The following is a 25,150-nucleotide window of genomic DNA, read 5'->3' on the forward strand; positions in this document are numbered from 1 at the left end:
ATCATTGATCCGACCTCACACCCTTGCGCGGAATGGCAAGGCCAAGCCACACGGCAAAAACACCCATCAAACCGGTGATGAGCAGAACGTAGAACTGGAAATTATCGGAGAACCAGGCGGCTAGCAGACGGCGGATGTTGCTGGGGCTCTGATCGGTCATTCCGGCGATGAAATGCGACCCGGCAGGCAGAGTGTTGACGGCAAGGCTGGCGGTCTCGATCTCTGCCGAGCCGCCGCTCAAACCCTGCCAGACGGCGGGTTCGACAAGGCGGCGCACACCGAGCGCCATATCGGCGGGAGACCCCGCATGAACCACGGTCCAGACGGCATCGCCTGTCGGCGAGGGTGTCTGCGTCAGGGTGAGCAGCGAATGTCCGGGCTTCAGCATGACGGTGGCGGCCGCCCCGTCCTGATAGTTCAGCCATTTGCCAAAGCGTGCGCCTGCGCCGGAAAACCAGGTTCGCAGCTTTGAGGATACGGACGCTTCGTCCTGCGGCCGCGTGGTGGACTTGCGGAACGCATCCAGGAGCGCCGAAGAATCATCGTCATCACCGGGGGTGGCACCGGGCACGAAAACAGTGTCGCCGGTCGCCGCCGTTTTGATCGGATCAACCCCGCCGGCTGATGCCATCGCCGGATGGAAGGCATCGATGGGGAACCCGCTCTTGCCGGCCGACCCAAGATCGGCAAAGGCGTTCTGCGTGGTGATCACCAGCGCATTGCGGCCTGCGGACGGGTTGGCGGCGCCCAGGCGGATATCGGCATTCAGCGGATTGCGTGCGGCCAGCGCCAGGCGCGACAACATGGTGAGGGCAGCGCCCGCGGACTGCGCGTCCGGGCGCTCGACGACAATATCGAACGGCGCGCCATCGGCATAGGGATAGGCCGTTGCGGCCAGCGCCCCGATATCGGGAAGACGGCCGATCCTGGCCAGTGCGGGGATTTCGATCCTTGTATCCTGCAGCAGGATGAACCGGGGCGTGGCATCGTCACGCATGTCCGGCGCGCAGGTCTCGTCCGCGCTGACCGGCAGTTCGGCCAAAAGCTCGACCTTGTTGTTGCCCGGACGGAATGCCCGCAGCGGTAGTTCGATCAGCTTGCCGTCAAACTGTTCTCCGGCACTATTGCGGAAGGGATAGCTGGTGACGACGCGGTCATTGACCCGCACCAGAAACTGCGCGCTGCGCTTCAGGCCCGGAGACGTGGCCGCGCTAAGCTTGAGGCCGATCGTGGCATAGTCGGCCGGGTAGAAATCCGCAGGCATCACCATGTTGAAACCGGTGCGCGACAGGCGGCCGGAAAACACCCGTGTTTCGTAGCCGGTATCGGCAAGCGTGAAGGACGTCGAAGCATCGGCAATGATCGTGCCCGAGCGGGTGGAGAAGATGCCGCTGTCGAGGCTATCCTTCAGCGGCCCTTTGATCGCCTGCAGCAGCTGGCTGCTCAGATCGGCACGGGTCGCACCCCGCAGGCTGACGACGGCGCGGCCATCAGTCCCCGCATTGCGCACGGAAAGACCGTAAGGTGCAGCCTGACGATCGCCATCGCGGGTTTGGGCCCGTGTCCTGTCGGTTGAAACAAAGAGGTCGATGCCCGGGCCGGTGCCCGGCTTTTCGCCGACCGTGACAGCAATATCGTCCCTGTTCATGAACAGCGCCAGCGTTTGCAGAACGGGGGCCGCATCGTTCAACATCTCCGCAGTCGCCGCCTGCGGCAGGATCAACCGGATATCGGTCACTTCAGCTTCGGTGCGGGCAACGGTCAAGAGATCGTCGAACGACTGGAAGCCCTGCGGTCTGATCGCTGCAAAACCGCTTGCAGTGGGATCGAGCTCGCTCCACAGCTCGTAGGTCGCTTCCAGCGAGCAATCGACCCGATGAAACTGCCGGGCCCGCAAGACCACCTGGTTGCGGCCGGGTTTCAGAACATTGGCAGCGACCGGCAGCATCTCGCTTTTGAACCCGTTTGGCGAGGCGATCGGGAATGTGCCTGCGGCCCGGCCGTTGATTTCGACATCCATCACCGACGTGTCCGGTATAACGGAGACGGCATTGCGATAGGCAAGCGACAGCTGCCCGCCGCTTGCGGCCTGACCGGCTGACAGATTGAAACTGAACCGCGCGACCGCATCCTCGCCCGACAGATGATAGGCTGGACGCGCCTGTTCGAACGGCACCAGGCCGCTCGCCTTGACCGCAGGGATGTTAGCCTCCAGCGGCCGCGTCGAGAGGATGCTTTCGCTTTCGCCGGGCAGGCTGCGCACGGCCGCAGGTGCGGCATCCAACAGGCTCTGGGCCGATAGCGGCAGCGTCTGCGAAAGGACGAGAGCGAGCGACAGGCCGGCTGCGCGCGTGTAAAAAGGCTTAGCCATAGAGCTGCTCTCCCTTGAGAACCGGGGCATGATCGGCGGTTTTGACGGTCAAAGGCACCTGGACGATCTTGTTGTCGTTCAGCACCATCGGCGCATCTTCGAAGGACTGGACCACGCTTTCGCGGATCAGGCCTGCGCTATAGCGGATGGCGCGCAGCGATTCCGTCAGGCTCCAGAGCGCAAACCGGCTGGTGCCCCAGAAGAAATTCTTGCGGACCTGGCGGCGCTCCAGGCGATCCTGCAGCACGGTCTGGTCGGAATACATCAGCTCGGCAATCGCCATCACCGTTTCCGGCGTGCGCTCGGAATAGGCAAAGCCGCAGATCGCCGTCTGGCCGAGCATGCGCCGCGAGCGGTAGACCACGTTGAAGCTGATCGTCTGGCCGCCGCGCCGCACTTCGACCTTGGCTGTCGTCGGATTGACGAGGTCCAGCTTGGGTTCCTTGTCGACGAATTCGATCGACACGCCACCGCTCGAGGCATCCTGGACGATGACGTGATGGATGATCTCGCCGATATGCATCAGCGCATGGCGCTTGACCGGCAGGCGCTGGTTGCGGCGCAGTTCGCGGCGCTCCGCAATGGCGCCAAGCGCTGCCCCGGCCAGGCCAAGATTGATCAGGTTCCACATGGCGACGATCAGCAGCAGCTCGCTGGCGACCGGCTCCGTCAGCACGCGGTATCCGGAATAAAGCGCAGCGGCGAGCAGCAGGAAGAAGATGGCGAAATAGGGCTTTGCCAGCGGCGACAGCTTGCTCTTGTCCAGGGTCTGGCCCTTGGCGGTGACGTTGAAGGTCGGCTTGCGCGGATTGCGCACGACGCTGAGGATGCTGCCGAACAGGAAGACGGCCTGGACATATTCATAAAGCTCGGAAATCCACGGCCAGCGGACGCGGCCATAGAGATAGCTCTGCATTGCAAACGAGGAGATCAGATAGGTGACCGCATAGGAGGCGAATTCGAGGATATTGGCCTTGTAGATTTCCAGCGAGAAGAAAATGTAGAGCAGCGGCGAGAACATGAAGGCCAGCCGCGACAGCGGAAACAGCCAGAACATGTTGATGCCGGCATAGCAGATGCGCTGGGGGATCGAGAGGCCCTTGGCCAGGAATGGCCGCTTCAAAATCAGGATCTGCAGCATGCCCTGGCACCAGCGGGCGCGCTGGCCGATGAAGGAGACGAAGGTTTCCGGCTGCAGGCCGGCAATCAGCGGCTTGTCGACATAGACCGAATGCCAGCCCTGGCAATGCAGCGACAGCGCCGTTTCGCAATCCTCGGTGATCGACTGGCCGGAAAAACCGTCCGTGGTCATGAGCGCCTTGCGGCGCAGCACGGCGGCCGAGCCGCAGAAGAACGAGGCATTCCACTTGTCGAGCCCGCGCTGCAGGATCGAATAGAACATCTCGTTTTCCGACGGCATGCGGGCAAAGGTCTGGAGGTTCTTTTCCAGCGGGTCGGGATTGAGAAAATAATGCGGCGTCTGGACGAGGAAGAGCTTCTCGTCGTCCTTGAAGAACCCGACGGTTTCGCGCAGGAAATCGCGCACAGGGGCATGGTCGGCATCGAAGACGACGACCAGCTCGCCGCAGGATATTTTCAAACCCTCGTTGAGATTGCCGGCCTTTGCATGATCGTTCTGCTTGCGGGCATGATAGTGCACGCCCATGGCGGCGCAGAGCGCCTTCAGCTGCTCATGCCGGCGGATGGCGGCGACCGAAACATGCGGGTTCTTGTGGTTGCGCTTGGCCTCCGTGCCGCCGTCATCGAGCAAAAAGATGTTCAGCTTGTCCTTCGGATAGGCCATCGACTTGGCAGCCGCCAGGGTCACGGCGAGAAGCTCGGCATCCTCATTATAGCTCGGGATGAACACATCCACCGTCGGCAGATCGGCGGCAGCGCCCATGTCCGGCGTCTTGCGCTTGATCGGATCGATGACCATGAAGAAGCTGATCGCCAGCATCGCCAGGCAATACATCTCGGCGAGATAGAGCAGGAAGCCGGGGATGAAGTTCAGCGGCTCGGTCATATCCGGCAGCGTCTCGGTGGTGCGCCAGAAGCCGTAGCGAAGCGCGATAATGCCGGCAAAGACGAGCGTGACGACGCGGAAAGTGCTGTTGTCCGGCCGCGTCATGCCGATGAACATGATGCCGAGAACCGCGAATGACAGCATGAGCTGCGCCTGAAGGCTCATCGGCAGCAGAATAAGGAACAAGCCGAGAGCCCCGGCCGGAAATGCCAGATATTTTCCGCACATCATGTGCCACCAACCCCATCGTCATTTTCAGCGGCGCATCATGCGTGCCGGTTCTACATCGAACAGGGCAAACCTAAGCGGCGAAGGGTCAACAGAATCCTAATTTGAGGCGCCGTGGACGGAAACGGTACAGGACTAGGTAAACACAAGGTTTACGCGCCGTTCCAAGATCTGAGGAGGGGCAGCTATTGCAACCGGAACGGAACATGCAGGCCATCGTCGCGTTGATATCCCTGAAAACAGGAGACAAGCAATGACCCTTCCCCCCGACCCCATCCCCGGCCCGGTTCCACCAATCCAGCAACCCATCCCCGTCAAGGAACCCGAGCCCGACCGGCTGCCGGACGAGGAACCCTTGCCTAACCCTGACGAAAACCCGGAACCGCCGCAGCAGGTGGCAACTGAAAGGGCCTAATCCGTTTTTTTCCCCTACACCATTTTTGCATGTTTCACGGCAGGACAGATCCGTATGATACAGTAGCCAGGTATTGGCGATCTCCATAATGTGTTTATTACCGAATCGTCGTGTGGGTACCTCATGTTTGAAAAACTCTTAGAGAACGGTTTTCAGGTCGAGATCCATTCTCATGCAAAGGCAATTCTGAGTGTTGATTTTCCAGATGCCGTTACGGAGTTGGAATCGGTCATCAGCACATTATCCATCCCCATTGAAGAAATTATTGGATCAGGTGGCGGAGAAACGCAGGGAACCCAGCGTTTAAGAAATGGGCTCGCTGACGCCGGCTGGAAAAAGATGAATTTTGTGGTTGAAAAACGCATCAACGGTATAGCTCGAGAAGCCATTTCCCATGAAATCGATCACGTCAAAATGTTCGCCGCTGGAGTCATTGCCTGCGAAATCGAATGGAACAATAAAGACCCATTTTACGATCGCGACCTGGAAAACTTTAAACGGCTTCATGCCGATGGCGCAATTTCGGTTGGCATCATCATAACACGCGGCACATCCATGCAGGATTCGATGCGTGACATGGTTTATCGCTTTGCAGCAGATAAAAGCTTGAACTCGCACGAAGCTGTGGAAACATTCGGAATGGCGAGGACTGCTCGGCAGAAAAAAGAAGTTGAACGCCGGATAAAATCTGGCTTGTCCTACGAGGAAGCCTGGGCCACGCATTTCGTTTCAGACAAATACGGGGCCGCCACTACCCATTGGGCAAAATTAGAAGACCGTGTTCATCGCGGTGTGGGTAATCCATGTCCTTTGGTTCTAATCGGATTACCCGCCTCAATCGTGACATTCAATGAAAACATCGATTTGGAAAAAATCATAGATACGGAACAGACCATGGTTGAGACGGGAATCGTCTCTCCCAACTAGTTATTCAGCAGCCTCGATTGGGATGACGTCCGTAGCGGAATTGTAGCCATACGTTTTCCACGTCGGCTCGTAGCTTTCGTCGGCTTGGTTGCCCCAAGTCGCCCAACCTGGCCTCACACCACGGCCAAACATTTCCAAGAAGGGACCCGGAGAGCAGCTTTCGATCAATGGATACTGTTCATCCGGCTTGCGCGAATGTTCGCGTTTGCGGCTGGAAATATAATTAACCTGGGAGCGACCGGGCGCGAGTGTGCGCGCATTCTTGCCGCGCGTTCCAAATAAAATGAGTTCACTCACGTTACGGAAATAAAAGCCAACACCCCGCCCATCGGAACCGCCATCTTTGCGAATTTTGTGCCACACTACATTGGCTTTGTAGGTGAAACCCCATGCCCGCATAACCTCAATGCCCTCGGGCAACAAAGCATTTGGGACCCAAAGATACAAATGGGCTGTTGACGCACAAGCCGTCGCAACCGGTAACGCCTTGATCGCGTCCAGCTCCATCGTTCCGTAGCGATTGAGCCTTTTGTGCTCCGGCGCAACCTTGCCCGTACGGTTCATGAACTGCCACGGTGGATCAGCCATTATCGTCGCAAATTTTCGCCCACCAATGAAGTCAACGAAGTCCTCAGAGGGAGACTGCTCGTCGGATTTAGTCAAGTTCTGTCTCCCGCCAGTGCCGCTTTGCATTGGCTAAACCGTAGTCGAGCCGAATGTGTAAAGCGAGGGTAAATCGCGTGGTTTAGGCCAGACTGTCAAATTTGCTGTTAACATAAGAAAGCGCTACAAAATAAAACAAAAATCACCAGAATGTTCTTTATTTGTTCCGTTTCCACTTGTCAACAAATACAAGTAGGCAATCGCTGGTCCATGAAGATTGACATGCGAAGATATGTTTGAAGATGTCTAAACTTACTTAGAAGGCTTCGCTTTCAAGCAAGCTATCAGAACTGTGCCATGGTTTGGCAATCCGAAAAGAATGGTACGGTTGGGGGGTCTCGAACCTCCGACCTCAGGTGCCACAAACCTGCGCTCTAACCAACTGAGCTACAACCGCACAAAACAAAGCTGACGAAACGGTGTCGCGTCGCGCTTTCCGGGTCAAATACGGGCAGTCCGTATTTTTTGCAAGCCATAACTTGCCTTCGATCGGAAAAAACCGGGAGATGTGAAAAAACCGGGTAAAACAATCACCCGGTTCCATTCATCATGCGGCGCAGGCGTAAGCCCGCGCCTGCGTATATCAGTTCTTCTTGAAGCTGGAGATAGCCTTTTCGGCGGCATCCTTGCTCGGCTTGGTCACGGTTTCGGCGATCTTGCGGGTGGCTTCCTGGATTGTCTTGGCCTGCTCGACGGCAAGCTCGGCCTGCTTGCGGATGAACGCGGTCTGCAGTTCGAACAGTTCGGAAACCGACTTGACGCCGAGCAGCGCTTCCAGATGCGACAGCGAGTTCTCGGCATTGGTGCGCAGCGCGTCGACCGCCTTGAGGCCAAGCTCGACCGAGCCGGACTGGGCGTTTTCGATGGTGGCTTCAACGGTCTTGGTTGCGTCTTCGGCGGCGGCCTTTATCTTGGAATAGGCTTCCTTGGACTGGGCGGCACCCTTTTCAGCGAAATCGCGGAAAGTTTCGGTGGCCTTGGCCGGGTCGAAGGCGGCAAGCGAAAAGACGTCGTCGGTTTTCTTGGTAGCCATGATCTGCGCTCCTTGGTTTTGGGCCCTCTTTTGAGGCACCCGTCGTGTGATGATGGGTATATAGGCGATTTTGTTGTGCGTTGCAACATATTTGTGCAATGCAGCATTCATTAAAATCAGCTGCATTAACCTTGCGCCGCGAAAGGCCTGTGCGCCATAGTCAGCGCGCTGGACCCCTGGCACGCCTGCGTCTATTAATAGACTGTTAACAATCCCGTCCTCGTGGCGGTTGCGCAAACCAGGTTCGCTTATGCCCGCAAAATCCTATCCCTTTATCGACATTGCCGTTCATGAACGGGTGCGGGAGCATTTTGCCAAGGGTGATGCTGCGGTCCTTTTTTCGCCGGATATGAGCCAGGTTTTGTGGTCGAATGGCGAGGGCGCATTCCTGTTCGGCCTGCCGTCGATCTATGATTTCATCGATAGCGGCGCCAATCGCAACGATGCCGCCTATCGTCAGATGGAGGCCGCGGCCCGTCAGCTGAAGCGCAGCGGCGACAGCCGGACATTTCTGATGCGCATCGCATCCGGCTTCCAGCGCGCCTCCGTTGGCGCCTCCGTCGAAATGATCTCGGTCAGGCCCGGTGAAACCGCCATCCTGTTTGCCGCGCCGCGCAACGGCAAGCCGCTTGCCATTAACGACCGCGCCGCCCGGATGATCTCCGGCTTCGACGACCCCGATACGCATATGGCTGTGCTGGACGGCGACGGCGACGTGCTTGCTGCCTCGCCGGGTTTTGCAGCGCTTTCCATGACCCCGCAGACCTGCCGTTCGCTGGTATCAGCCGTCACCCGCGACAGCGACTGGCTGCTCAAGCGGCCGGTCCCGACCGGCAAGGGCCATCTTCCTGCCGCCATCGGCAAGCTCTCAGAACGCCCGGCCCTGCACCTTCTGTTTGCGGTCGAGACGATTCTGGGCAATCTCGATCCGGGCACGGATTTTGAGGACATCACCGGCAGCGATGACGCGCCGGTGGCGGCCGCAGCGGCCGTGACCGAAACAGCCGTTACCGAGCCCGTCATCAGCGAACCAGCAGCGCCACTGCTGTCACCGGCGACGCTGCCTGCCGATGTCATCGACGAGATTGCGCAGATCGAGGAAATCGCTGAGGACGACGACAGCGTCATTGAAGCCGATGATGACACGGCCGCAGAAACGCAGGAAGCGCCCGTGGAAGACGCGGCGGATTCCGTCGAACCGGTGAGTGGTGAGATAACCCCGCGTCCGGACTTGCCGCTGGATACGCATGCTGAGCCTGCCGAATCCGGCGTTGCGGATCCGGACACGCTTGCGCAAGACGATACCGTCGAGGAACCCGCCGCCTTGCCGGTGGCCGATGAAGCGGTGGCTGCGGAAATCGGCGGCAATACAATCGAGACCGGCGAAACGGACGGGACCGAGCCGGCCGAGGCCCCGGATGTGTCTTCGCAAGACAGCGTTGTGCAGGATGAAACGGTTTCGGCTGAGCTTGCCCAGGACGATGCGGCAGTTGAAACGGCTGAAGAGGCTGCGACAGATGGCGATAGCGCCGCCGTCATGCCTGCGGATATTCCGCCTGCGGAGACCATGGCTGATGTAGAACCGGAACCTCAAGGTTTCGTCTTCAATCCCAATAGCCGCGCGGTGCGTTTCGTCTGGAAGATCGATGCGGATGGGCGGTTCAGCGAGATTTCCGAGGAATTCGCCTCCGCCGTCGGGCCGAATTCGGCCGATATTACCGGCCAGAGTTTTAGCGATCTGGCCGATCGCTATCACCTCGACCCCGGCAATACGATCAGCGAGCTTTTGAAACGGCGCGACACCTGGTCGGGCAAGACGATCTACTGGCCGGTGGAAGGCACGAGCCTGCAGGTTCCCGTCGATCTCGCTGCCCTTCCGACCTATTCGCGCAACCGCGAATTTGATGGTTTCCGTGGTTTCGGGATCGTGCGCGTGGCCGATACCGCCGAGGACGACAAGGCCATGGGTCTGAGTTTTGGCGCGCAGCAGGGCGTTGTCAACGATCTTGACGACGGCCTGGAAGGTGCTGCGGACGATCTGGCTCCGGACAGTCACGAGGGAATGACGGGCGACATTGCCGCTCCAGGAGGAGAGGACGCCCCGGCTGCGGAGCCTGCGGAAACTGCAGGCGAACCGGCTGACACCGCGCAGGCTGCATCCGAACCGGCCCAGCCCAATGAAAGCGTGGCCGAGCCCGGCGAAGGCGTGGCCGCGACCGGTGATGGCGTGACTGCCGTTGACGAGGCCGACGATCCCTTCCGTGGCGAGCGTCCGGCGCTGAAACTGGTCCAGATAGCGGGGCGGCGCGAATCCGACAAGATCGTGCAGCTCGACAATCACCGTCCAGCCAGCGAACCCTTGAGCCGCAGCGAACAGGCCGCCTTTCGCGAAATCGCCCGTCAACTCGGCGAGAATTTCGGCAAGCGTCCAAACGAGACTTTGGCCGCTCCGGAGGTGCCCGCAGCGGAAGATTCGCGTGCGGATGATGTTTCCCCCGCCATCGAGGCAACAGGTGAGGATGATCTCGCCTTTGGCGACGATCGCGCTGATAGCGATGATAGCGATGATAGCGATGATAGCGATGATAGCGATGAGATCGTGGCCCCGGCCATCGAAGAGGTCCAGCCCCCCGCTCCGATCGTTCCGGCCCGCACCAGCGGCAGCAGCAGCCTGACGCCGGAAATCCTCGACAATCTCCCGCTCGCGCTTCTGGTTCATAGCGGCGACGATCTGTTCCATGCCAATTCCGAATTCCTGGCACTGACGGGCTATGGCGATCTCGATGAACTGCGCGACGAAGGCGGCATCGATGCGCTTTTCGCCAGCGACGAGGATGATCTGTTCGATCTGCCGGAGGGCACGATGATGCTGATCCGCAATGACGGCCAGCTCGTGCCCGTCTCCGCGCGGCTCCAGTCGATCCGCTGGGAAGACAAGAACGCGCTGATGATGGCGGTCTCAGGAGCAGGAACGGCGCCAGCGCCCGTGGTTGCGGAGCCCGCCGCAATTGCCGAAGAGCCGGCGGAAGCACCGGAAGTGCAGGCGCTGCGCATGGAAGCGGAAGAGCTGCATTCCATTCTCGAGACGGCAACGGACGGTGTCGTGGTTGTCGGTGCCGAGGGCGAAATCCGCTCCGTCAACCGCTCGGCCAGCGCCCTGTTCAATTATGACGAGGGCGAAGTCCGCGGCAAACCCTTTGCCATGCTGTTTGCGCATGAGAGCCAGAAGGCGGTTCTCGATTACCTCGCCGGTCTTTCCGGCCATGGCGTCGCCAGCGTGCTGAACGATGGCCGCGAAGTGATCGGCCGCGAGGCGTCCGGCGGGTTCATTCCGCTGTTCATGACCATGGGGCGCCTCTCCTCCTCCAACGGCTTCTGCGCCGTCATCCGCGACATTACCCAGTGGAAACGCACGGAAGAGGAGTTGCGCAACGCCAAGCGCGCCGCCGAAACGGCCAATGCCCATAAGAGCGATTTCCTCGCCCGTGTCAGCCACGAAATCCGCACGCCGCTCAATGCGATCATCGGCTTTTCCGACATGATGGCGAGCGAACATTTCGGGCCGATCGGCAATCCGCGCTATGTCGAATATGCCGGCGATATCGGCCGCTCGGGACGTCATGTACTCGACATCGTCAACGACCTCCTGGACATTTCCAAGATCGAAGCGGGCGAAATGGATCTCGAATTCACCGCCGTCGAAATCAACGATGCGGTGTCCGAGGCCGTATCCCTGGTGCAGCCGCAGGCCAACAGCCAGCGGGTGATCATCCGCACCTCGCTGTCGGGGTCCGTCCCCAACGTCGTCGCCGATAATCGCTCGATCAAGCAGATCGCGCTGAACATCCTGTCGAATGCCATCCGTTTCACGCCATCGGGCGGCCAGATCGTCGTTTCGACGGCCTATGAGGCAAATGGCAGCGTCATCCTGCGCATCCGCGACACCGGCGTCGGCATGACCCGCACCGAGCTTGAGCAGGCAATGAAGCCATTCCGGCAAGTAACAACGGGCGCGCGCAAACGCGGCGACGGCACCGGCCTTGGCCTGCCGCTGACCAAGGCGATGGCCGAAGCCAACCGGGCGCAATTCTCGATCAACTCGGCCCCCAACGAGGGAACGCTGGTGGAGATCTCCTTCCCGTCGCAGCGCGTTCTCGCCAACTGATCAGCCGGACGGCAGTCCGCTGCCGGATGATCGCGGTTGCCGGTTCTCAGCGCGCCAGGACATGGGGCTTAAGGATGTCACCCGCCGGATAGCGGCACCCGGTCACGCGCGGATATTCATGGCGAACTTACGGGGCTGGTGCTGCAGGCCTTGCAGAAAACGCTCAAAGAGCATCCGTGACGCGATTTCCCCACGCATCCAAACAGCAGACAAAAAAAGAGGCAGCTTCAAAGCTGCCTCGATAAGTTGAATGCTAAAAACAGGTGCTCGAGAGGTAATGACATCATGTCTGCGCAGGCATCTCAGCCAAAGCCAACCCACATCGGCTGGCCTCAAGTTGTGATCACCATGCGCCGCCATTCGTAAACAAAACCTTTCCAGCAGACCCGTCAATTTTAAGCATCGGCCCCGAAGACGTAAGGTTTGGTTAATTCCGGTGATTAGAAATCGTTAACGCGGCGGCGTCAGTTTCCAAGCTCCGGCAAATTGCCATAGAGATCGAGCGCTTCCGGATTGGCCAGCGCCTCCTTGTTCTTGACGGGGCGGCCGTGCACGACTTCGCGCACGGCGAGTTCGACGATCTTGCCGGATTTGGTGCGCGGGATATCGGTGACGGCGATGATCTTGGCGGGGACGTGACGCGGCGAGGCACCGCTGCGGATGCGCGCCTTGATCGCCTTCACCAGGTCCTCGCTCAAGGTGACCCCGGTGGCCAGCCGTACGAACAGGATGACGCGGACATCGTCATCCCAGTCCTGACCGATGCAGATGGCCTCGGCCACCTCGTCCATCTGCTCGACCTGATTGTAGATTTCAGCGGTGCCGATGCGCACGCCGCCCGGGTTGAGCGTCGCGTCCGAACGGCCATGGATGATAATGCCGCCATGTTCCGTCCATTCGGCAAAATCGCCATGGCACCAGATATTGTCGAAGCGTTCAAAATAGGCCGCCTTGTACTTGGCGCCCTGCGGGTCGTTCCAGAACATCACCGGCATCGAGGGAAAGGCCCTGGTGCAGACGAGCTCGCCCTTTTCCTGACGCACCGGCTGGCCGTCGTCGTTCCAGACGTCCATGGCAAGGCCAAGCCCCGGCCCCTGGATTTCGCCGCGCCAGACAGGCTTCAGCGGATTGCCGAGCACGAAACAGGAAACGATATCGGTTCCGCCGGAAATCGAGGCCAGCTGGATATCCGGCTTGATGCCGTCATAAACGAAGGAAAAGCCCTCCGGCGACAGCGGCGAGCCGGTCGAGGTCATCAGCCGCAGCGCTGAGAGGTCATGGGTCGATACCGGCGTGAAGCCGCCCTTGCGCACCGCATCGATATATTTTGCCGAAGTGCCGAAGATGGAAAACTGCTCGTCGCGGGCATAATCGAACAGGACGTTGCCATCGGGATGGAACGGCGAGCCGTCGAACAGGCAGAGCGTTGCGCCGAAGGCGAGCCCGGAGACCAGCCAGTTCCACATCATCCAGCCGCAGGTGGTGAAATAGAAGAGCTTTTCACCCTCGCGCAGGCCGCAATGGAAGCGATGCTCCTTCAGGTGCTGCAGCAGCGTGCCGCCGGCCGAATGGACGATGCATTTGGGAACGCCCGTCGTGCCCGAGGAAAAGAGAATATAGAGCGGATGCGCGAATGGCAGGGCCGCAAACTCGATGTCGCGCGCTTCAAACGGGTCGATGAAACCCGCCAGCGTCTGGCCCTTATCCAGCGATCCGGCGAGCGTTTCAGCATCGCCAGCATAGGGGATGATCAAGACGGGAACGCCGAGTTTGCCGGCGACCGCCTGGACCTTGGCAGCGACATCCTGCCGCTTGCCGGCATACCAATAGCCATCGCAGGCGATGAACAGTTTTGGCTCGATCTGGCCGAAGCGATCAAGCACGCCCTGCTCGCCGAAATCGGGGGAGCAGGACGACCAGATCGCGCCGATCGAGGCGGTGGCCAGCATCAGGGCAATGGTTTCCGGCATGTTCGGCATCATCGCGGCAACGCGGTCGCCCCTGCCGATGCCTTGCGCCTTCAAGGCTTGCTGCAGCCGCGACACCAGCGCGCGCAGCTCGTCAAAGGACATACGCGACTGCACCTTGTCCTCGCCCCGGAACAGCAGCGCATCACCGCTGCCGGTATGACGCAGGAGATTTTCGGCGAAATTAAGCGTAGCATCGGGAAAGAACCGCGCGTCCAGCATCACGTTGCCATGGATCAGCGCGCGGCCGCCGCGATCGCCGATAACGCCGCAATGATCCCAGACCGCCGTCCAGAAATCGGCGCGTTCGGTGATCGACCAGTCATGAAACGCGTCGTAATCAGCAAAGGTCTTGGAAAAGCGCTGTCCGCACCAGTCGATGAACGCCTTCATCGGCGTCTGTTCGATGAATTCTTCCGACGGTATCCACAGGGGCCGATCTGACTGCATATTTTCCTCCGCTTCCCAAGCCAGCCTCTATATCATGCTGCGACGCAAGATAAACAGGCCGCGCCAATGTTGGCTGTGGCAGTTGCGACATTTTGCGTGTCAACCGTTTGATTTCTGAGTGCCGAACGCCTATCCAGAGGCCATCAAACCGATTGAAAGTGCCCCGGACGGTCATGAGGCAATTCTTCACCATCGCCAGCAGAAAAATTGGATGGAAGACAATATTTCTGTCGCGCACCGTCGCGTGGCTGCTCGTCGGAGCGGTTATCCTCACGGCCCTGTTCAAATTCGCGCTGCCGATGTTCATCTCCACGGCCAGCGTCAAGACCAACATGGAAAATGTGCTGTCGTCTTGGACAGGGGCGCGGGCCAGTATCGTCGGTGATCCGCAGTTCAGCTTCTGGCCGCATCCGGTGCTGACGCTCCGCAATGTCACCTTTACGGGTGGCGATGCGGCGGCACCGGAACTTCTGGCCAAAGCGGACGCGATTGCCGCCGGCTTCGACATGCTGGCTGCCCTGCGCGGCACGCCGGTCTTTTACGATTTCCATCTCGTCAATCCGGTCTTCAAGGTGGAGCGGCGGGTCGACGGCACGTTCAACTGGCGCCGCGCCGGCTGGATGGCCGATGCCATCGCGGATGCGTCCGGCAAGACGGCATCTCAAGCCCGCAACACGCCGATCGGCGATATCGAGATCGTCAACGGCACGCTGGAACTGACCGACCGTGTGACGGCGAGCACCCACCGCGTCAGCGCCATAACCGGCTCCGTGCAATGGCGCACCCCGACCACGCGGATGAATGCCAGCCTGTCGGCGCTGATCAACGGCGAAAAGGTTCAGGGCACGATTGCCTGCGATCAACCTCTGCTGCTGCTTTCCGGCCAGAACAGCACGTTTCAGGCCTCGTTCAATTCCACACCGCTGAGCTTCAGCTTCGACGGCAATGGCAATGCGTCCAGCCGTCCGTTTGCCGCTGGTCAGCTCCAGCTGAAAGCAAAATCGCTTGGGGCGCTTCTCGCCTGGATCAAAGACGTGCCGCAGCCGGTTTCCGCCAGCGGATCGATCAGCATCGATACCAGCGTGACCATGTCGGCGCAGGGATTGAAGATGGACAGCCTGTCTTTGTCCCTGGACGATTCCGACGCGACCGGCGTGCTCGGCATTGCCTGGGACCCGCAACGCACGCCGCGCATCGACGGCACGCTTGCGTTCGACCGGCTGGACCTGACGCCGCTTCTCGCCTCAGTCTTCCCGCTTGCGCCGGAGCCCAATACGCAGACCGAGCCGGAAACGGCATTGCTCAAGCGGATCAGCGTCGATCTGCGCCTTTCGGCGCAGGAGATCATCTATGGGGCCGCCGCCGTCACCGATGCCGCTGCCGGGATCATGGTGGAAAACGGCCGTGCATCGATCGATATCGGCGATGGCACCTTTGCCGATGGCGCGCTCAGCGGCCGCATCGCGCTTGCCAATGATGGTGCCGCCGGCGGGCAGATACAGCTGGCGCTGAAGAATGCGGATCTGGCGCCCGTCGCCGCAAGCCTCGGCCTTGCCGGGCCTTTGCCGCTCGGCCGGGGCATTTTAAGCCTCGATCTGTCGACCACCCAACCGCTGTCGAAAATGACGGCGGACGGAATGTCCGGCGAACTCCGCTATGCGGCAAACAATGGCAGCGTGGTGAATTTCGACCTGCCGGAATTCGAGCGGCTTGCCGCCTTGGGCCAGGCCTTCAACATCAGCCATGCCACCAATGGGTCGTTTGCTTTCACGAGTGCAGATATCGTGGCGCGCTTGCGCCAAGGCGTGGTCGAACTGGCCACGGCCGATATCGTCGGCGACGGAAAAACCGTGTCCCTGGCCGGCACCCTTCCCTTCACGAAAGGCAAACTGGCGCTGACCGGCGCCATCCGGGCAGACGGACGTGAAACGCCTTCCGTCCGCTTCTTTGCCGATGGCGCCTGGCCAAACCCGGTCGTTTCGCCCCTGCCTGCGGTGCCTGCCCAGCCGTAGCATGTCGCAGTGGAATGAGGCGGCCAGCCACGGTCTCCCCCTTCTCCCCGGCGGGGAGAAGTGTCGAGCGGATGCGAGGCGATGAGGGGGTGCTTCGGCAAACTCTGAGCCAGCTTAAGGTGGCCTTCGGCCCCCCTCATCCGCCCTTCGGGCACCTTCTCCCCGCTGGGGAGAAGAGGGAGTTCGCCGCTCTCCGCTGGCGACGATGCCTGCTCAGCCGTAGCATGTCGCAATGGAATGAGGCGGACAGCCACGGTCTCCCCCTTCTCCCCAGCGGGGAGAAGTGCCGAGCGGATGCGAGGCGATGAGGGGGTGCTTCGGCAAACTCTGAGCCAGCTTAAGGTGGCCTTCGGCCCCCCTCATCCGACCCTTCGGGCACCTTCTCCCCGCTGGGGAGAAGGGGAGGATGCCGCTTTTGCCGGGGAGGCGGACGCCGATGTGGGACCCAGCCATCAATGCGCGAACGCTGCCTGTTCGTCCTTGACGCGCTGGATTTCGCGGCGGCGGGAGACGACCGATGCGATCAGGACGCCGATGGCGACGATGCCGATCAGGATGGTGCAGACGGCGTTGATCTCGGGCGTTACGCCCAGTCTCACCTGGCTGTAGATCCGCATCGGCAGTGTCGTGGCGCCGGGGCCGGAGGTGAAGCTTGATATCACCAGATCATCCAGCGACAGCGTGAAAGCCAGCACCCAGCCGGAAAAGACGGCAGGCGCGATCACCGGCAAGGTCACCTGCAGGAAGGTGGCGACCGGCGTTGCGCCCAGATCCATCGCGGCCTCCTCGATCGAGCGGTCGAAGCTTAGGAGCCTTGACTGCACGACGACCGCAACGAAGCACATGGTGAAGGTGATATGCGCCAAAGTCAGCGTCCAGAAACCGCGATCAAAGCCGATGGCAACGAAGAGAAGCAGCATGGACAGGCCGGTGATGACTTCCGGCATGACCAGCGGCGCATAGATCATCCCGGAAAACAGCATGCGGCCGCGAAAGCGGGTGTAGCGCGTCATGGCCAGCGCTGCCATCGTGCCGAGAACCGTCGCGACCGTTGCCGAAATCAGACCGACGCGGATCGTCACCCAGGCGGCATCGAGAAGCGCCTGGTTCTGGAACAGCTGCACATACCATTTGGTCGAAAAGCCCGCCCAGACAGTAACGAGCTTAGATTCGTTGAAGGAGAAGATCACCAGAAGCACGATCGGCAGATAAAGAAAGGCGAAACCGATGACGATCGAGGCGATATTGAAACGGGACCAGCGCTGCATGACTATCTCCCCTCGCTATCGGCTTTGGACTGGGCATGCTGGAAGAACATGATCGGCACCACCAGGATGAGCAGCAGAATGGTCGCCACGGCTGCGGAAACCGGCCAGTCGCGGTTGGCGTTGAACTCGTTCCACAGCGTCTTGCCGATCATCAGCGTTTCGGAGCCGCCGAGCAGATCCGGGATGACGAATTCGCCGACGGCCGGGATGAAGACCAGCATGCAGCCGGCCACCACGCCGGGCATCGACAGCGGGAATGTCACCCGCCAGAACGCGCGGATCGGCGTGCAGCCGAGATCCTGGGCCGCTTCCGTCAGGCTGTGATCCATCTTTTCCAGCGAGGAATAAATCGGCAGCACCATGAATGGCAGGTAGGAATAGACGATGCCGATATAGATCGCCCAATTGGTGTTGAGGATGATCAGCGGCTGATCGATCACGCCCAGCGTGAGCAGCAGCTGATTGAGCAGCCCTTCCGGCTTCAGGATGGCGATCCAGGCATAGACGCGGATCAGGAAGCTCGTCCAGAACGGCAGGATGACCAGCATCAACAGCGTCGGGCGGATCGTATTGGGCGCCTGCGCCATGCCGTAGGCCACCGGATAGGCGATCAGCAATGTCAGGAACGTCGAGATGGCGGCGATCCAGAGGCTGGACGCATAGGCCTTGGTGTAGAGCGCGTCCTCGGTCAGCCAGACATAGTTGTCGATCGAGAACTGCTTGATATTGTCGATGAACCCGCCGATGCCGGATGCGAGGTCGAACACCGGCAGATAGGGCGGCATGGCGACCGCCGTTTCCGACAGGGAAATGCGGATGACGATGAAAAACGGTATCAGGAAGAAGAACAGCAACCAGGCATAGGGGATGATGATCACCAGCCGGTTGAACAAAGCCGATCCGAATTTTGCCATGGCCTCAATCCTTCAGCACGACGCCGGCATTTTCATCGAACGAAATCCAGACTTCCTGATCGTAGCCCAGCGGGTCCTCGACGGCGCGCACGGCGTTGAGCGAGGAGGCCTTGATCACCTTGCCGTCCTTCAGCTTGACGTGGAAAACCGTCATGTCGCCGAGATAGCCGATATCCCAGATTTCGCCCTGTGCTGCATTGAGCGGCGCACAGGCCGGCTGGTCGCGGCCGACGCGGATCTTTTCAGGGCGCACGGCAAAGCCGGCCTTGGCGCCGATGGCGGGCGGTTCGGTGGAGGCGACGCGGAAGGTGAAGCCGCTCTGCGTTGCGATCTCGACGGTGCCGTTGCCTGCAGCCGAGACCGTGCCGTCGAAAATATTCACGTCGCCGATGAAATCGGCCACGAAACGGGAATTGGGCGCCTCATAGATTTCCGGCGGGGTCGCCACCTGCACGACCTTGCCATGCGCCATGACGGCGATGCGGTCGGCCATGGTCATCGCCTCTTCCTGGTCATGGGTGACCACGACGAAGGTGAGGCCGAGTTCCTGCTGCAGATCCATCAGTTCGAACTGGGTTTCCTCGCGCAGCTTCTTGTCGAGCGCGCCAAGCGGCTCGTCCAGCAGAAGCACCTTCGGGCGCTTGGCAAGCGACCGGGCGAGCGCCACGCGCTGCCGCTGGCCGCCGGAGAGCTGGTGCGGCTTGCGCTTGGCGAACTTGTCGAGCTTGACCAGTTTCAGCATTTGCTCGACACGCGCGGCAATATCGGCCTTCGGCATGCCGTCCTGTTTCAGGCCAAAGGCGATGTTGTTTTCGACCGTCATATGCGGAAACAGCGCATAGGACTGGAACATCATGTTGACCGGCCGCTTGTAGGGCGGGATGCCGGCAAGGCTCTGGCCGTCGAGGATGATCTCGCCGGAGGTCGGCTGTTCGAAACCGGCCAGCATGCGCAAAAGCGTCGACTTGCCGCAGCCGGATGCTCCCAGAAGCGCGAAGAATTCACGCGGATAGATGTTGAGCGAGAGATCATCGACCGCAACGAAATCACCGAACTTCTTGGTGACGTTCTTGACGGCGATGAAGGGTACGGAATTGGGATCGGCCCAAGGAGCAAAGGAGCGCCGGATACTGCCAAGTGACTTCATCATCTATCCCCGAATGACTTGCACGAACGGCGCCGTCCCCAGCGCCACAAAAGAAAATTGCCCGGATGAGGTCCGGGCAATTCTTTTCGACTTACTGGCCGGTGACCACTTTGGTCCACATGCGCGTTAGCACGCGCTGCTCTCTTGCATCGAAGGGCGTCGTCGTGAAGAGCTTCTTCATGACATCCTCCGGCGGATAGATCGCGGTGTCGCCCATCACGTCCTTGCTGACGAACTGTTGGGAGGCCTTGTTGCCGTTGGCGTAGAACACCACGTCGCTCGCCTTGGCAATGACTTCCGGCTTCATGATGTAATTCAGGAATTCATGCGCTTCGGCGACATGCGGCGCATCGGCTGGAATGGCCATGACGTCGAACCACATCTGCGCGCCCGTCGACGGAATGGAATAATCAACGGTCACACCGGCCTTGGCTTCGGCGGCACGGTCGCGTGCCTGGAAGATATCGCCGGAATAGCCCAAGGCCAGGCAGATATCGCCGTTGGCGAGCGCATTGATATATTCCGAGGAGTGAAACTTGCGGATGTTCGGGCGGATTTTCAGCAGCAGCTCTTCGGCCTTGGCCAGATCTTCCGGCGCATGGCTGTCGGGATTGAGGCCGAGATAAAGCAGGACGCTCGGCACGACATCGGTCGGCGAATCGAGAACCTGAATACCGCAATCCTTGAACTTAGCGGCCAGTTCCGGCTTGAAAAGCACATCCCATGTGGGCTTCTCGTCGGTGCCGAGGATTTGTTTCACCTTCTCGACATTATAGCCAAGGCCGGTCGTGCCCCACATATAGTCGATCGCGTATTCGTTGCCCGGATCGTAGGTGGCGACGCGCGTGGTGATTTCGTCCCACATATTGGAAAGATTGGGCAGCTTCGACTTGTCGAGTTTCTGGAAGACGCCGGCCGCGATCTGACGCTGCAGGAAGGTTGCGGTCGGCACGACGACATCATAGCCGGTGCCGCCGGCGAGCAGCTTGGTTTCGAGGATCTCGTTGCTGTCGAAGACGTCATAGACGACCTTGATGCCGGTTTCCTTGGTAAAATCCTCCAGGATCGACGCATCGATATAATCGGACCAGTTGTAGATATTGACCACGCGCTCCTGCGCGGTGGCAATCGTTGCGGACCCAGAAAGGATCAACGCGGCAAAGGCTGTGGCAATCGTACGCGACATAGAATTCCCCTTGGTTTTATCGGAACAGTCCGGGCGGCCGCCGTCGCCTGCCTGTCTGTCCCTCCGTATGCGCGTTTGGAAGTTAGGCATGTTTTCAAACAACCACAAGCGCTTTTACTGGCCCAAGCAGAACCATTCGGTGCACTGCCAAATTTTAGCGCTTCCTGCAAAAAGCCGAATCTTTTCAGTGCACCATCGCGGCCTGCGCGCCCGGCGGCCCGCATCCCAGCGCCGGTTAACCATAAGCGCAGATCGCGCGTGGAACACGGCGTTTACGATTGCTTAACCATGTGCGGAATGCGATTTTGCGCAGAGAAGGTTATGTGTTTCGGAGTTGGCCGTCATGAATGTGAAGTCGCAGCGGATCGATCCACGGGAATTGAAGCGGCTGTCGGTGCTGCAATCTCACAGGACGCTTCTGGCCATCGGTTTCGACTGGGCGTTGATTGCCGGCGCCATCGTCTTCAGCAAATATATGCAGCATCCCCTCGCCTATATCGCAGCGGTGCTTGTGATTGCCGGACGCATGCATGCCTTCGGCTGCCTGATGCATGAGGCCGCCCATTACCGCATCATCAAGAACCGCAAGGTCAGCGACTGGATGAGCGATCTGCTGCTCGCGTGGCCGATCATGGCGACGGTCGATGGCTACCGGATGAACCATCTTGCCCATCACCAGCATACCAATACCGACGAGGACCCCGATTGGGCCGCCAAGCTCGGCATGACGCAGTTCACCTTCCCGCAGAAAGTCTGGCGCGGCGTGGTGCAGCTGCTCGGCTATCTCGTGGCAATCAATTCTGTGCGCGATATCCTGCACATGGCCAAGCGCATTGCCAAGCATGACCGCTCGACCCGGACCTACAAGCTCCTGCGCATCAGCTTCTATATCGCGGCCGCAGTGATCTTCTCGGTCTTCGGGCTCTGGACCGACGTCACGCTCTACTGGCTGGTGCCATTCTTCACCTTCTTTTGCCTGTTCCTCTATGTCCGCAGCGTTGCCGAGCATTTCGGCAGCATGGATTATTCCGACGAACTGGGCAGCTCGCGCACCGTCTATCCCCATCTCTGGGAAAAGCTGTTCTTTGCGCCCCACAACATCAACTATCACCTGGAACATCATCTTTATCCGGGCGTGCCCTATTACAACCTGCCGGAACTGCACGCGGTGCTGATGACAAACCCGAATTACGCCAGCCGGGCGCACATTACACGAGGCTATACGACAGGGCTTGCTTCGGAATGCTTTGCCCCGAATGCGCCGCTGCTTCCGGCGCATCATCCTGTCAGTTACTGAATGGGCAGCTACTGAAAATCAAAGGCGCTCAGACCGGTCACCATTTCATCGAGCCCGAGCGGCCTTGTGACCGGCGGCTCAGCCCTGGCAAGACAGCCCTGCCGCTCGCAGAGACGGCAGGCGGTGCCACCGGCGACAGTTGCAAGAGGTGCGGCACCATAGACGGTTTCGCCGGCATGCGCGGCATCACAGCCGATGAGGATCGCGGTGCGGCGGACGCGATCTTGAAAATTCGCCCGTGGACCTTCGATCGTCCGGGCGATGGTCAAAAACTCCCCGCCCCCAAAGATCTCCACCCGCTCGGCCAGCACCTGGCCAGCCTGCGCAAAGGCCGTGTGAACGTTGAGCTTGGGACAGCCGCCGCCGAAGCGCGCCTGCGGGAAACCGGACGCACCCGCCTTGCGCAGCCGGTTGCCGGCATGATCGATTTCCATCAGGAAGAACGGTAGCGCCGCAGCCCCCAGGCGCTGCAGCGTCACCAGCCGGCTGGCGGCCTGTTCGAAGGAGACCTGGAAGCGGGCGCTCAACACGTCGATATCGTATTTCGCCCGCTGTGCTGCGGCGAGAAAGCCAGCGTATGGCATCATGACCGCATGCGCCGCATACCGCGCCAGCTCGAAACGGCCGATACGGCGCGCCTCGCCAGTGGAAAATGCCAGCTGCTGCAGGTCGGCGGCGATGGCTTGCGGAAACGCGATCTGCGCCGCCTCCATGGCGATTTCGCGGAGCTGGTCCTGCGCCGATAGACGCTCCGACAGGAACAGCCGCATGGAATGACGATCAAAGCGGCGGCGCAGGTCCGGCATGACATGGACGGGCAATGTGCGCACCGTCAGGCCATGCTCCTTGCGCAAAAAGCCTTTCAGCGCTCCGGCAAGGTCTTCGCCGGGGGAAAGCTGCGCATGGAAGGCCTCTGCGGCCTCGTCTATATCAGCGAAATAATGAGGCCGGCTTTCGAAGATGTCGCGCACCTCGTCCATTGGCAGGCGCGCGTCCGACAATGCCGCCATATGGCCCTGATCGGATAAAAGTGCGCTCAGGTCCTTCAGCCGCAGCGACTGTTCGCGGTAGGCGCGATACAGTTTGAGAACGCCGATCGCGGCGTTGGGGGCAGCCTCCGCCACCTCGATCAATTCCTGATCGCCCGGCAGCTCGCCCGAGAGCAGCGGATCGGCAAATACTTCGCGCAACTGCGTGACGCTGCCGGTCGCCTCCCCCTGCAGCTCGTCGAGATCGACCTTGTAGACCGAGGAGAGCTTTAATAGCAGCTGCACCGTCAACGGACGCTGGTTGCGCTCGATCAGGTTGAGATAGGACGGCGAGATGCCAAGCGCTTCGGCCATCGCCGTCTGCGTCAGCGACAAGCCATTACGGATCCGCCGCACGCGAGCCCCGGCAAAAATCTTGTTTTCAGCCATTTGTCACGCCTTTTACAATTTAGCCAGACTGGCGGTCTTTACAGTTTTTACAGAATTACAAAGGGCCATTGTAAAAGGCAAGACATGATAACCCTTTTGAACATAGCAAAAATCCTTTTTTTCTGGCGGGTTTGTGCAGCGCACTGTAAAACAGGTCACATCAGATCGCCGATCGAGACACCCTTAAACGAAAGCCTTATCTGTCTCGAAACATTGCAGGAGGAAACTTATGACTGATTTTTACAATCTCATTCCCGGCGCCCCGCAGGGCCGTTTCGACGGCCTCGATCGCCCTTATACTGCCGAGGACGTCACGCGGCTGCGCGGCTCCGTCCAGATCCGCCATACGCTGGCCGAAATGGGCGCGAACCGGTTGTGGAAGCTGATCAATGAGGAGGATTTCGTTAATGCGCTGGGCGCGATGACGGGCAACCAGGCGATGCAGCAGGTTCGCGCCGGCCTGAAGGCCATCTATCTTTCCGGCTGGCAGGTTGCCGCCGACAGCAATACCGCCTCGTCCATGTATCCCGACCAGTCGCTCTATCCGGCCAATGCGGCCCCGGAACTGGCCAAGCGCATCAACAGGACATTGCAGCGCGCCGACCAGATCGAAACCTCGGAGGGCAAGGGCCTTTCGGTCGATACCTGGTTTGCCCCGATCGTTGCCGATGCGGAGGCTGGCTTTGGCGGGCCGCTCAACGCTTTCGAGATCATGAAGGCGTTTATCGAGGCGGGCGCTGCCGGCGTTCACTATGAGGACCAGCTGGCATCGGAAAAGAAATGCGGCCATCTCGGCGGCAAGGTTCTGATCCCGACAGCCGCTCATATCCGCAATCTCAACGCCGCGCGCCTTGCCGCCGACGTCATGGGCACGCCGACACTGGTGATCGCCCGCACGGACGCCGAGGCCGCCAAGCTGCTCACATCCGATATCGACGAGCGCGACCAGCCCTTCGTCGATTACGATGCCGGGCGCACGACGGAAGGTTTCTATCAGGTCAAGAACGGCATCGAGCCCTGCATTGCCCGCGCGATTGCCTATGCGCCCTATTGCGACCTCATCTGGATGGAGACCGGCAAGCCGGATCTCGAGCAGGCCCGCAGGTTTGCCGAGGCCGTGCACAAGGTGCATCCGGGCAAGAAGCTCGCCTATAATTGCTCGCCGTCGTTCAACTGGAAGAAAAACCTCGACGACGCGACGATCGCCAAGTTCCAGCGCGAGCTGGGCGCCATGGGCTACAAATTCCAGTTCATCACACTTGCCGGCTTCCACCAGCTGAACTTCGGCATGTTCGAACTGGCACGCGGCTACAAGGACCGGCAGATGGCTGCCTATTCGCAGCTGCAGGAGGCCGAATTCGCCGCCGAGGTCAACGGCTACACGGCCACCAAGCATCAGCGCGAAGTCGGCACCGGCTATTTCGACGCCGTCTCGATGGCGATCACCGGCGGCAAGTCCTCGACGACAGCCATGCACGAATCGACCGAACACGAGCAATTCCGGCCGGCGGCGGAGTAGGCGAATTCTCCTCCCCAACTCTTTCTCACAAGGGGGGAGGGGCTAACTTGCGGCACTTTCTGTGCTCCATCAACCACTCCAGACGTGCGGAGTTGTCTCTGGGCAGAACGGTGCGGCATGCAAGTCCCTCCCCCTTGTGGGGAG

Annotated in this window: 16 protein-coding genes and 1 tRNA gene; 6 read left to right on the forward strand and 11 right to left on the reverse strand. The window is 60.1% G+C overall.

Annotated elements, in window-relative coordinates; translation table 11 throughout:
- Window position 1: 1 nt before the first annotated feature.
- A complete protein-coding gene (locus tag PYR65_RS18775; protein WP_276119074.1) occupies window positions 2-2,371 on the reverse strand; it encodes a cellulose biosynthesis cyclic di-GMP-binding regulatory protein BcsB in 2,370 nt (789 codons plus the stop codon).
- On the reverse strand, window positions 2,364-4,628 hold the full coding sequence (gene bcsA / locus PYR65_RS18780) for a UDP-forming cellulose synthase catalytic subunit (RefSeq protein ID WP_276119075.1): 2,265 nt from the start codon (window positions 4,626-4,628) through the stop codon (window positions 2,364-2,366). The genes PYR65_RS18775 and bcsA overlap by 8 nt, the downstream gene beginning before the upstream one ends.
- Window positions 4,629-4,878: 250 nt before the next feature.
- On the opposite strand from bcsA, the gene PYR65_RS18785 reads away from it, so the two are divergent.
- The gene (locus PYR65_RS18785; protein ID WP_276119076.1) at window positions 4,879-5,040 is read left to right on the forward strand and encodes a hypothetical protein; all 162 of its coding nucleotides are present in this window, start codon (window positions 4,879-4,881) and stop codon (window positions 5,038-5,040) included.
- A gap of 123 nt (window positions 5,041-5,163) precedes the next feature.
- Window positions 5,164-5,967, forward strand: coding sequence for a BglII/BstYI family type II restriction endonuclease (locus PYR65_RS18790; protein ID WP_276119077.1), 804 nt, complete (start codon window positions 5,164-5,166; stop codon window positions 5,965-5,967).
- Here the strand turns inward: PYR65_RS18790 and PYR65_RS18795 are convergent, their stop codons facing one another.
- From PYR65_RS18795 to PYR65_RS18805, 3 genes are all read right to left on the reverse strand, one after another.
- Entirely contained in the window at window positions 5,968-6,630 is a 663-nt protein-coding gene (locus PYR65_RS18795; RefSeq protein ID WP_276119078.1) for an MT-A70 family methyltransferase, read from the reverse strand. It lies immediately after the preceding gene.
- Window positions 6,631-6,950: 320 nt separating this feature from the next.
- Window positions 6,951-7,027: transfer RNA gene (locus PYR65_RS18800), tRNA-His, on the reverse strand.
- A gap of 186 nt (window positions 7,028-7,213) precedes the next feature.
- Window positions 7,214-7,663: a phasin gene (locus PYR65_RS18805; RefSeq protein WP_276119079.1), complete on the reverse strand. Its 450-nt coding sequence runs from the start codon at window positions 7,661-7,663 to the stop codon at window positions 7,214-7,216.
- Between the two features lie 250 nt (window positions 7,664-7,913).
- On the opposite strand from PYR65_RS18805, the gene PYR65_RS18810 reads away from it, so the two are divergent.
- The gene (locus PYR65_RS18810) at window positions 7,914-11,828 is read left to right on the forward strand and encodes a PAS domain S-box protein (protein ID WP_276119080.1); all 3,915 of its coding nucleotides are present in this window, start codon (window positions 7,914-7,916) and stop codon (window positions 11,826-11,828) included.
- 464 nt (window positions 11,829-12,292) lie between these two features.
- Here PYR65_RS18810 and PYR65_RS18815 read toward each other — a convergent pair whose 3' ends face one another.
- Entirely contained in the window at window positions 12,293-14,245 is a 1,953-nt protein-coding gene (locus PYR65_RS18815; RefSeq protein ID WP_276119081.1) for an acetoacetate--CoA ligase, read from the reverse strand.
- 173 nt (window positions 14,246-14,418) lie between these two features.
- Between PYR65_RS18815 and PYR65_RS18820 the strand changes: the two genes are divergently transcribed.
- A complete protein-coding gene (locus tag PYR65_RS18820) occupies window positions 14,419-16,257 on the forward strand; it encodes an AsmA family protein (RefSeq protein ID WP_276119082.1) in 1,839 nt (612 codons plus the stop codon).
- A gap of 452 nt (window positions 16,258-16,709) precedes the next feature.
- Here PYR65_RS18820 and PYR65_RS18825 read toward each other — a convergent pair whose 3' ends face one another.
- From PYR65_RS18825 to PYR65_RS18840, 4 genes are all read right to left on the reverse strand, one after another.
- Window positions 16,710-17,525, reverse strand: coding sequence for an ABC transporter permease (locus PYR65_RS18825; protein WP_060635969.1), 816 nt, complete (start codon window positions 17,523-17,525; stop codon window positions 16,710-16,712).
- Between the two features lie 2 nt (window positions 17,526-17,527).
- Window positions 17,528-18,439: an ABC transporter permease subunit gene (locus tag PYR65_RS18830; protein ID WP_060635970.1), complete on the reverse strand. Its 912-nt coding sequence runs from the start codon at window positions 18,437-18,439 to the stop codon at window positions 17,528-17,530.
- Window positions 18,440-18,443: 4 nt separating this feature from the next.
- Window positions 18,444-19,586 (reverse strand): ABC transporter ATP-binding protein, encoded by a 1,143-nt coding sequence (locus PYR65_RS18835; protein WP_276121105.1) that lies wholly within the window; start codon window positions 19,584-19,586, stop codon window positions 18,444-18,446.
- Window positions 19,587-19,677: 91 nt separating this feature from the next.
- Window positions 19,678-20,772 carry a polyamine ABC transporter substrate-binding protein gene (locus PYR65_RS18840; protein ID WP_060635972.1) on the reverse strand — a complete coding sequence of 365 codons (1,095 nt, stop codon included), beginning with the start codon at window positions 20,770-20,772 and terminating at the stop codon, window positions 19,678-19,680.
- 343 nt (window positions 20,773-21,115) lie between these two features.
- Here PYR65_RS18840 and PYR65_RS18845 point away from each other — a divergent pair, with 343 nt between their 5' ends.
- Window positions 21,116-22,069: a fatty acid desaturase family protein gene (locus PYR65_RS18845; RefSeq protein ID WP_276119083.1), complete on the forward strand. Its 954-nt coding sequence runs from the start codon at window positions 21,116-21,118 to the stop codon at window positions 22,067-22,069.
- 8 nt (window positions 22,070-22,077) lie between these two features.
- Here PYR65_RS18845 and PYR65_RS18850 read toward each other — a convergent pair whose 3' ends face one another.
- Window positions 22,078-23,487, reverse strand: coding sequence for a helix-turn-helix domain-containing protein (locus tag PYR65_RS18850; RefSeq protein WP_276119084.1), 1,410 nt, complete (start codon window positions 23,485-23,487; stop codon window positions 22,078-22,080).
- A 229-nt stretch (window positions 23,488-23,716) separates the two neighbouring features.
- On the opposite strand from PYR65_RS18850, the gene aceA reads away from it, so the two are divergent.
- A complete protein-coding gene (gene aceA, locus PYR65_RS18855; protein WP_276119085.1) occupies window positions 23,717-25,006 on the forward strand; it encodes an isocitrate lyase in 1,290 nt (429 codons plus the stop codon).
- Window positions 25,007-25,150 lie beyond the last annotated feature (144 nt).

The sequence above is a fragment of the Pararhizobium qamdonense genome (assembly GCF_029277445.1).
Taxonomy (GTDB): Bacteria; Pseudomonadota; Alphaproteobacteria; order Rhizobiales; family Rhizobiaceae; genus Pararhizobium; species Pararhizobium qamdonense.

Excerpts from the sequence above, each read along its gene's own strand:
- PYR65_RS18845 (WP_276119083.1), top strand. The coding sequence starts at position 21,116 with ATGAATGTGAAGTCGCAGCGGATCGATCCACGGGAATTGAAGCGGCTG.
- PYR65_RS18790 (WP_276119077.1), top strand. The coding sequence starts at position 5,164 with ATGTTTGAAAAACTCTTAGAGAACGGTTTTCAGGTCGAGATCCATTCT.
- PYR65_RS18820 (WP_276119082.1), top strand. The coding sequence starts at position 14,419 with ATGAGGCAATTCTTCACCATCGCCAGCAGAAAAATTGGATGGAAGACA.
- bcsA (WP_276119075.1), bottom strand. The coding sequence starts at position 4,628 with ATGATGTGCGGAAAATATCTGGCATTTCCGGCCGGGGCTCTCGGCTTG.
- PYR65_RS18835 (WP_276121105.1), bottom strand. The coding sequence starts at position 19,586 with ATGAAGTCACTTGGCAGTATCCGGCGCTCCTTTGCTCCTTGGGCCGAT.
- PYR65_RS18805 (WP_276119079.1), bottom strand. The coding sequence starts at position 7,663 with ATGGCTACCAAGAAAACCGACGACGTCTTTTCGCTTGCCGCCTTCGAC.
- PYR65_RS18840 (WP_060635972.1), bottom strand. The coding sequence starts at position 20,772 with ATGTCGCGTACGATTGCCACAGCCTTTGCCGCGTTGATCCTTTCTGGG.
- PYR65_RS18815 (WP_276119081.1), bottom strand. The coding sequence starts at position 14,245 with ATGCAGTCAGATCGGCCCCTGTGGATACCGTCGGAAGAATTCATCGAA.
- aceA (WP_276119085.1), top strand. The coding sequence starts at position 23,717 with ATGACTGATTTTTACAATCTCATTCCCGGCGCCCCGCAGGGCCGTTTC.
- PYR65_RS18825 (WP_060635969.1), bottom strand. The coding sequence starts at position 17,525 with ATGCAGCGCTGGTCCCGTTTCAATATCGCCTCGATCGTCATCGGTTTC.
- PYR65_RS18830 (WP_060635970.1), bottom strand. The coding sequence starts at position 18,439 with ATGGCAAAATTCGGATCGGCTTTGTTCAACCGGCTGGTGATCATCATC.
- PYR65_RS18775 (WP_276119074.1), bottom strand. The coding sequence starts at position 2,371 with ATGGCTAAGCCTTTTTACACGCGCGCAGCCGGCCTGTCGCTCGCTCTC.
- PYR65_RS18810 (WP_276119080.1), top strand. The coding sequence starts at position 7,914 with ATGCCCGCAAAATCCTATCCCTTTATCGACATTGCCGTTCATGAACGG.
- PYR65_RS18850 (WP_276119084.1), bottom strand. The coding sequence starts at position 23,487 with ATGGCTGAAAACAAGATTTTTGCCGGGGCTCGCGTGCGGCGGATCCGT.
- PYR65_RS18785 (WP_276119076.1), top strand. The coding sequence starts at position 4,879 with ATGACCCTTCCCCCCGACCCCATCCCCGGCCCGGTTCCACCAATCCAG.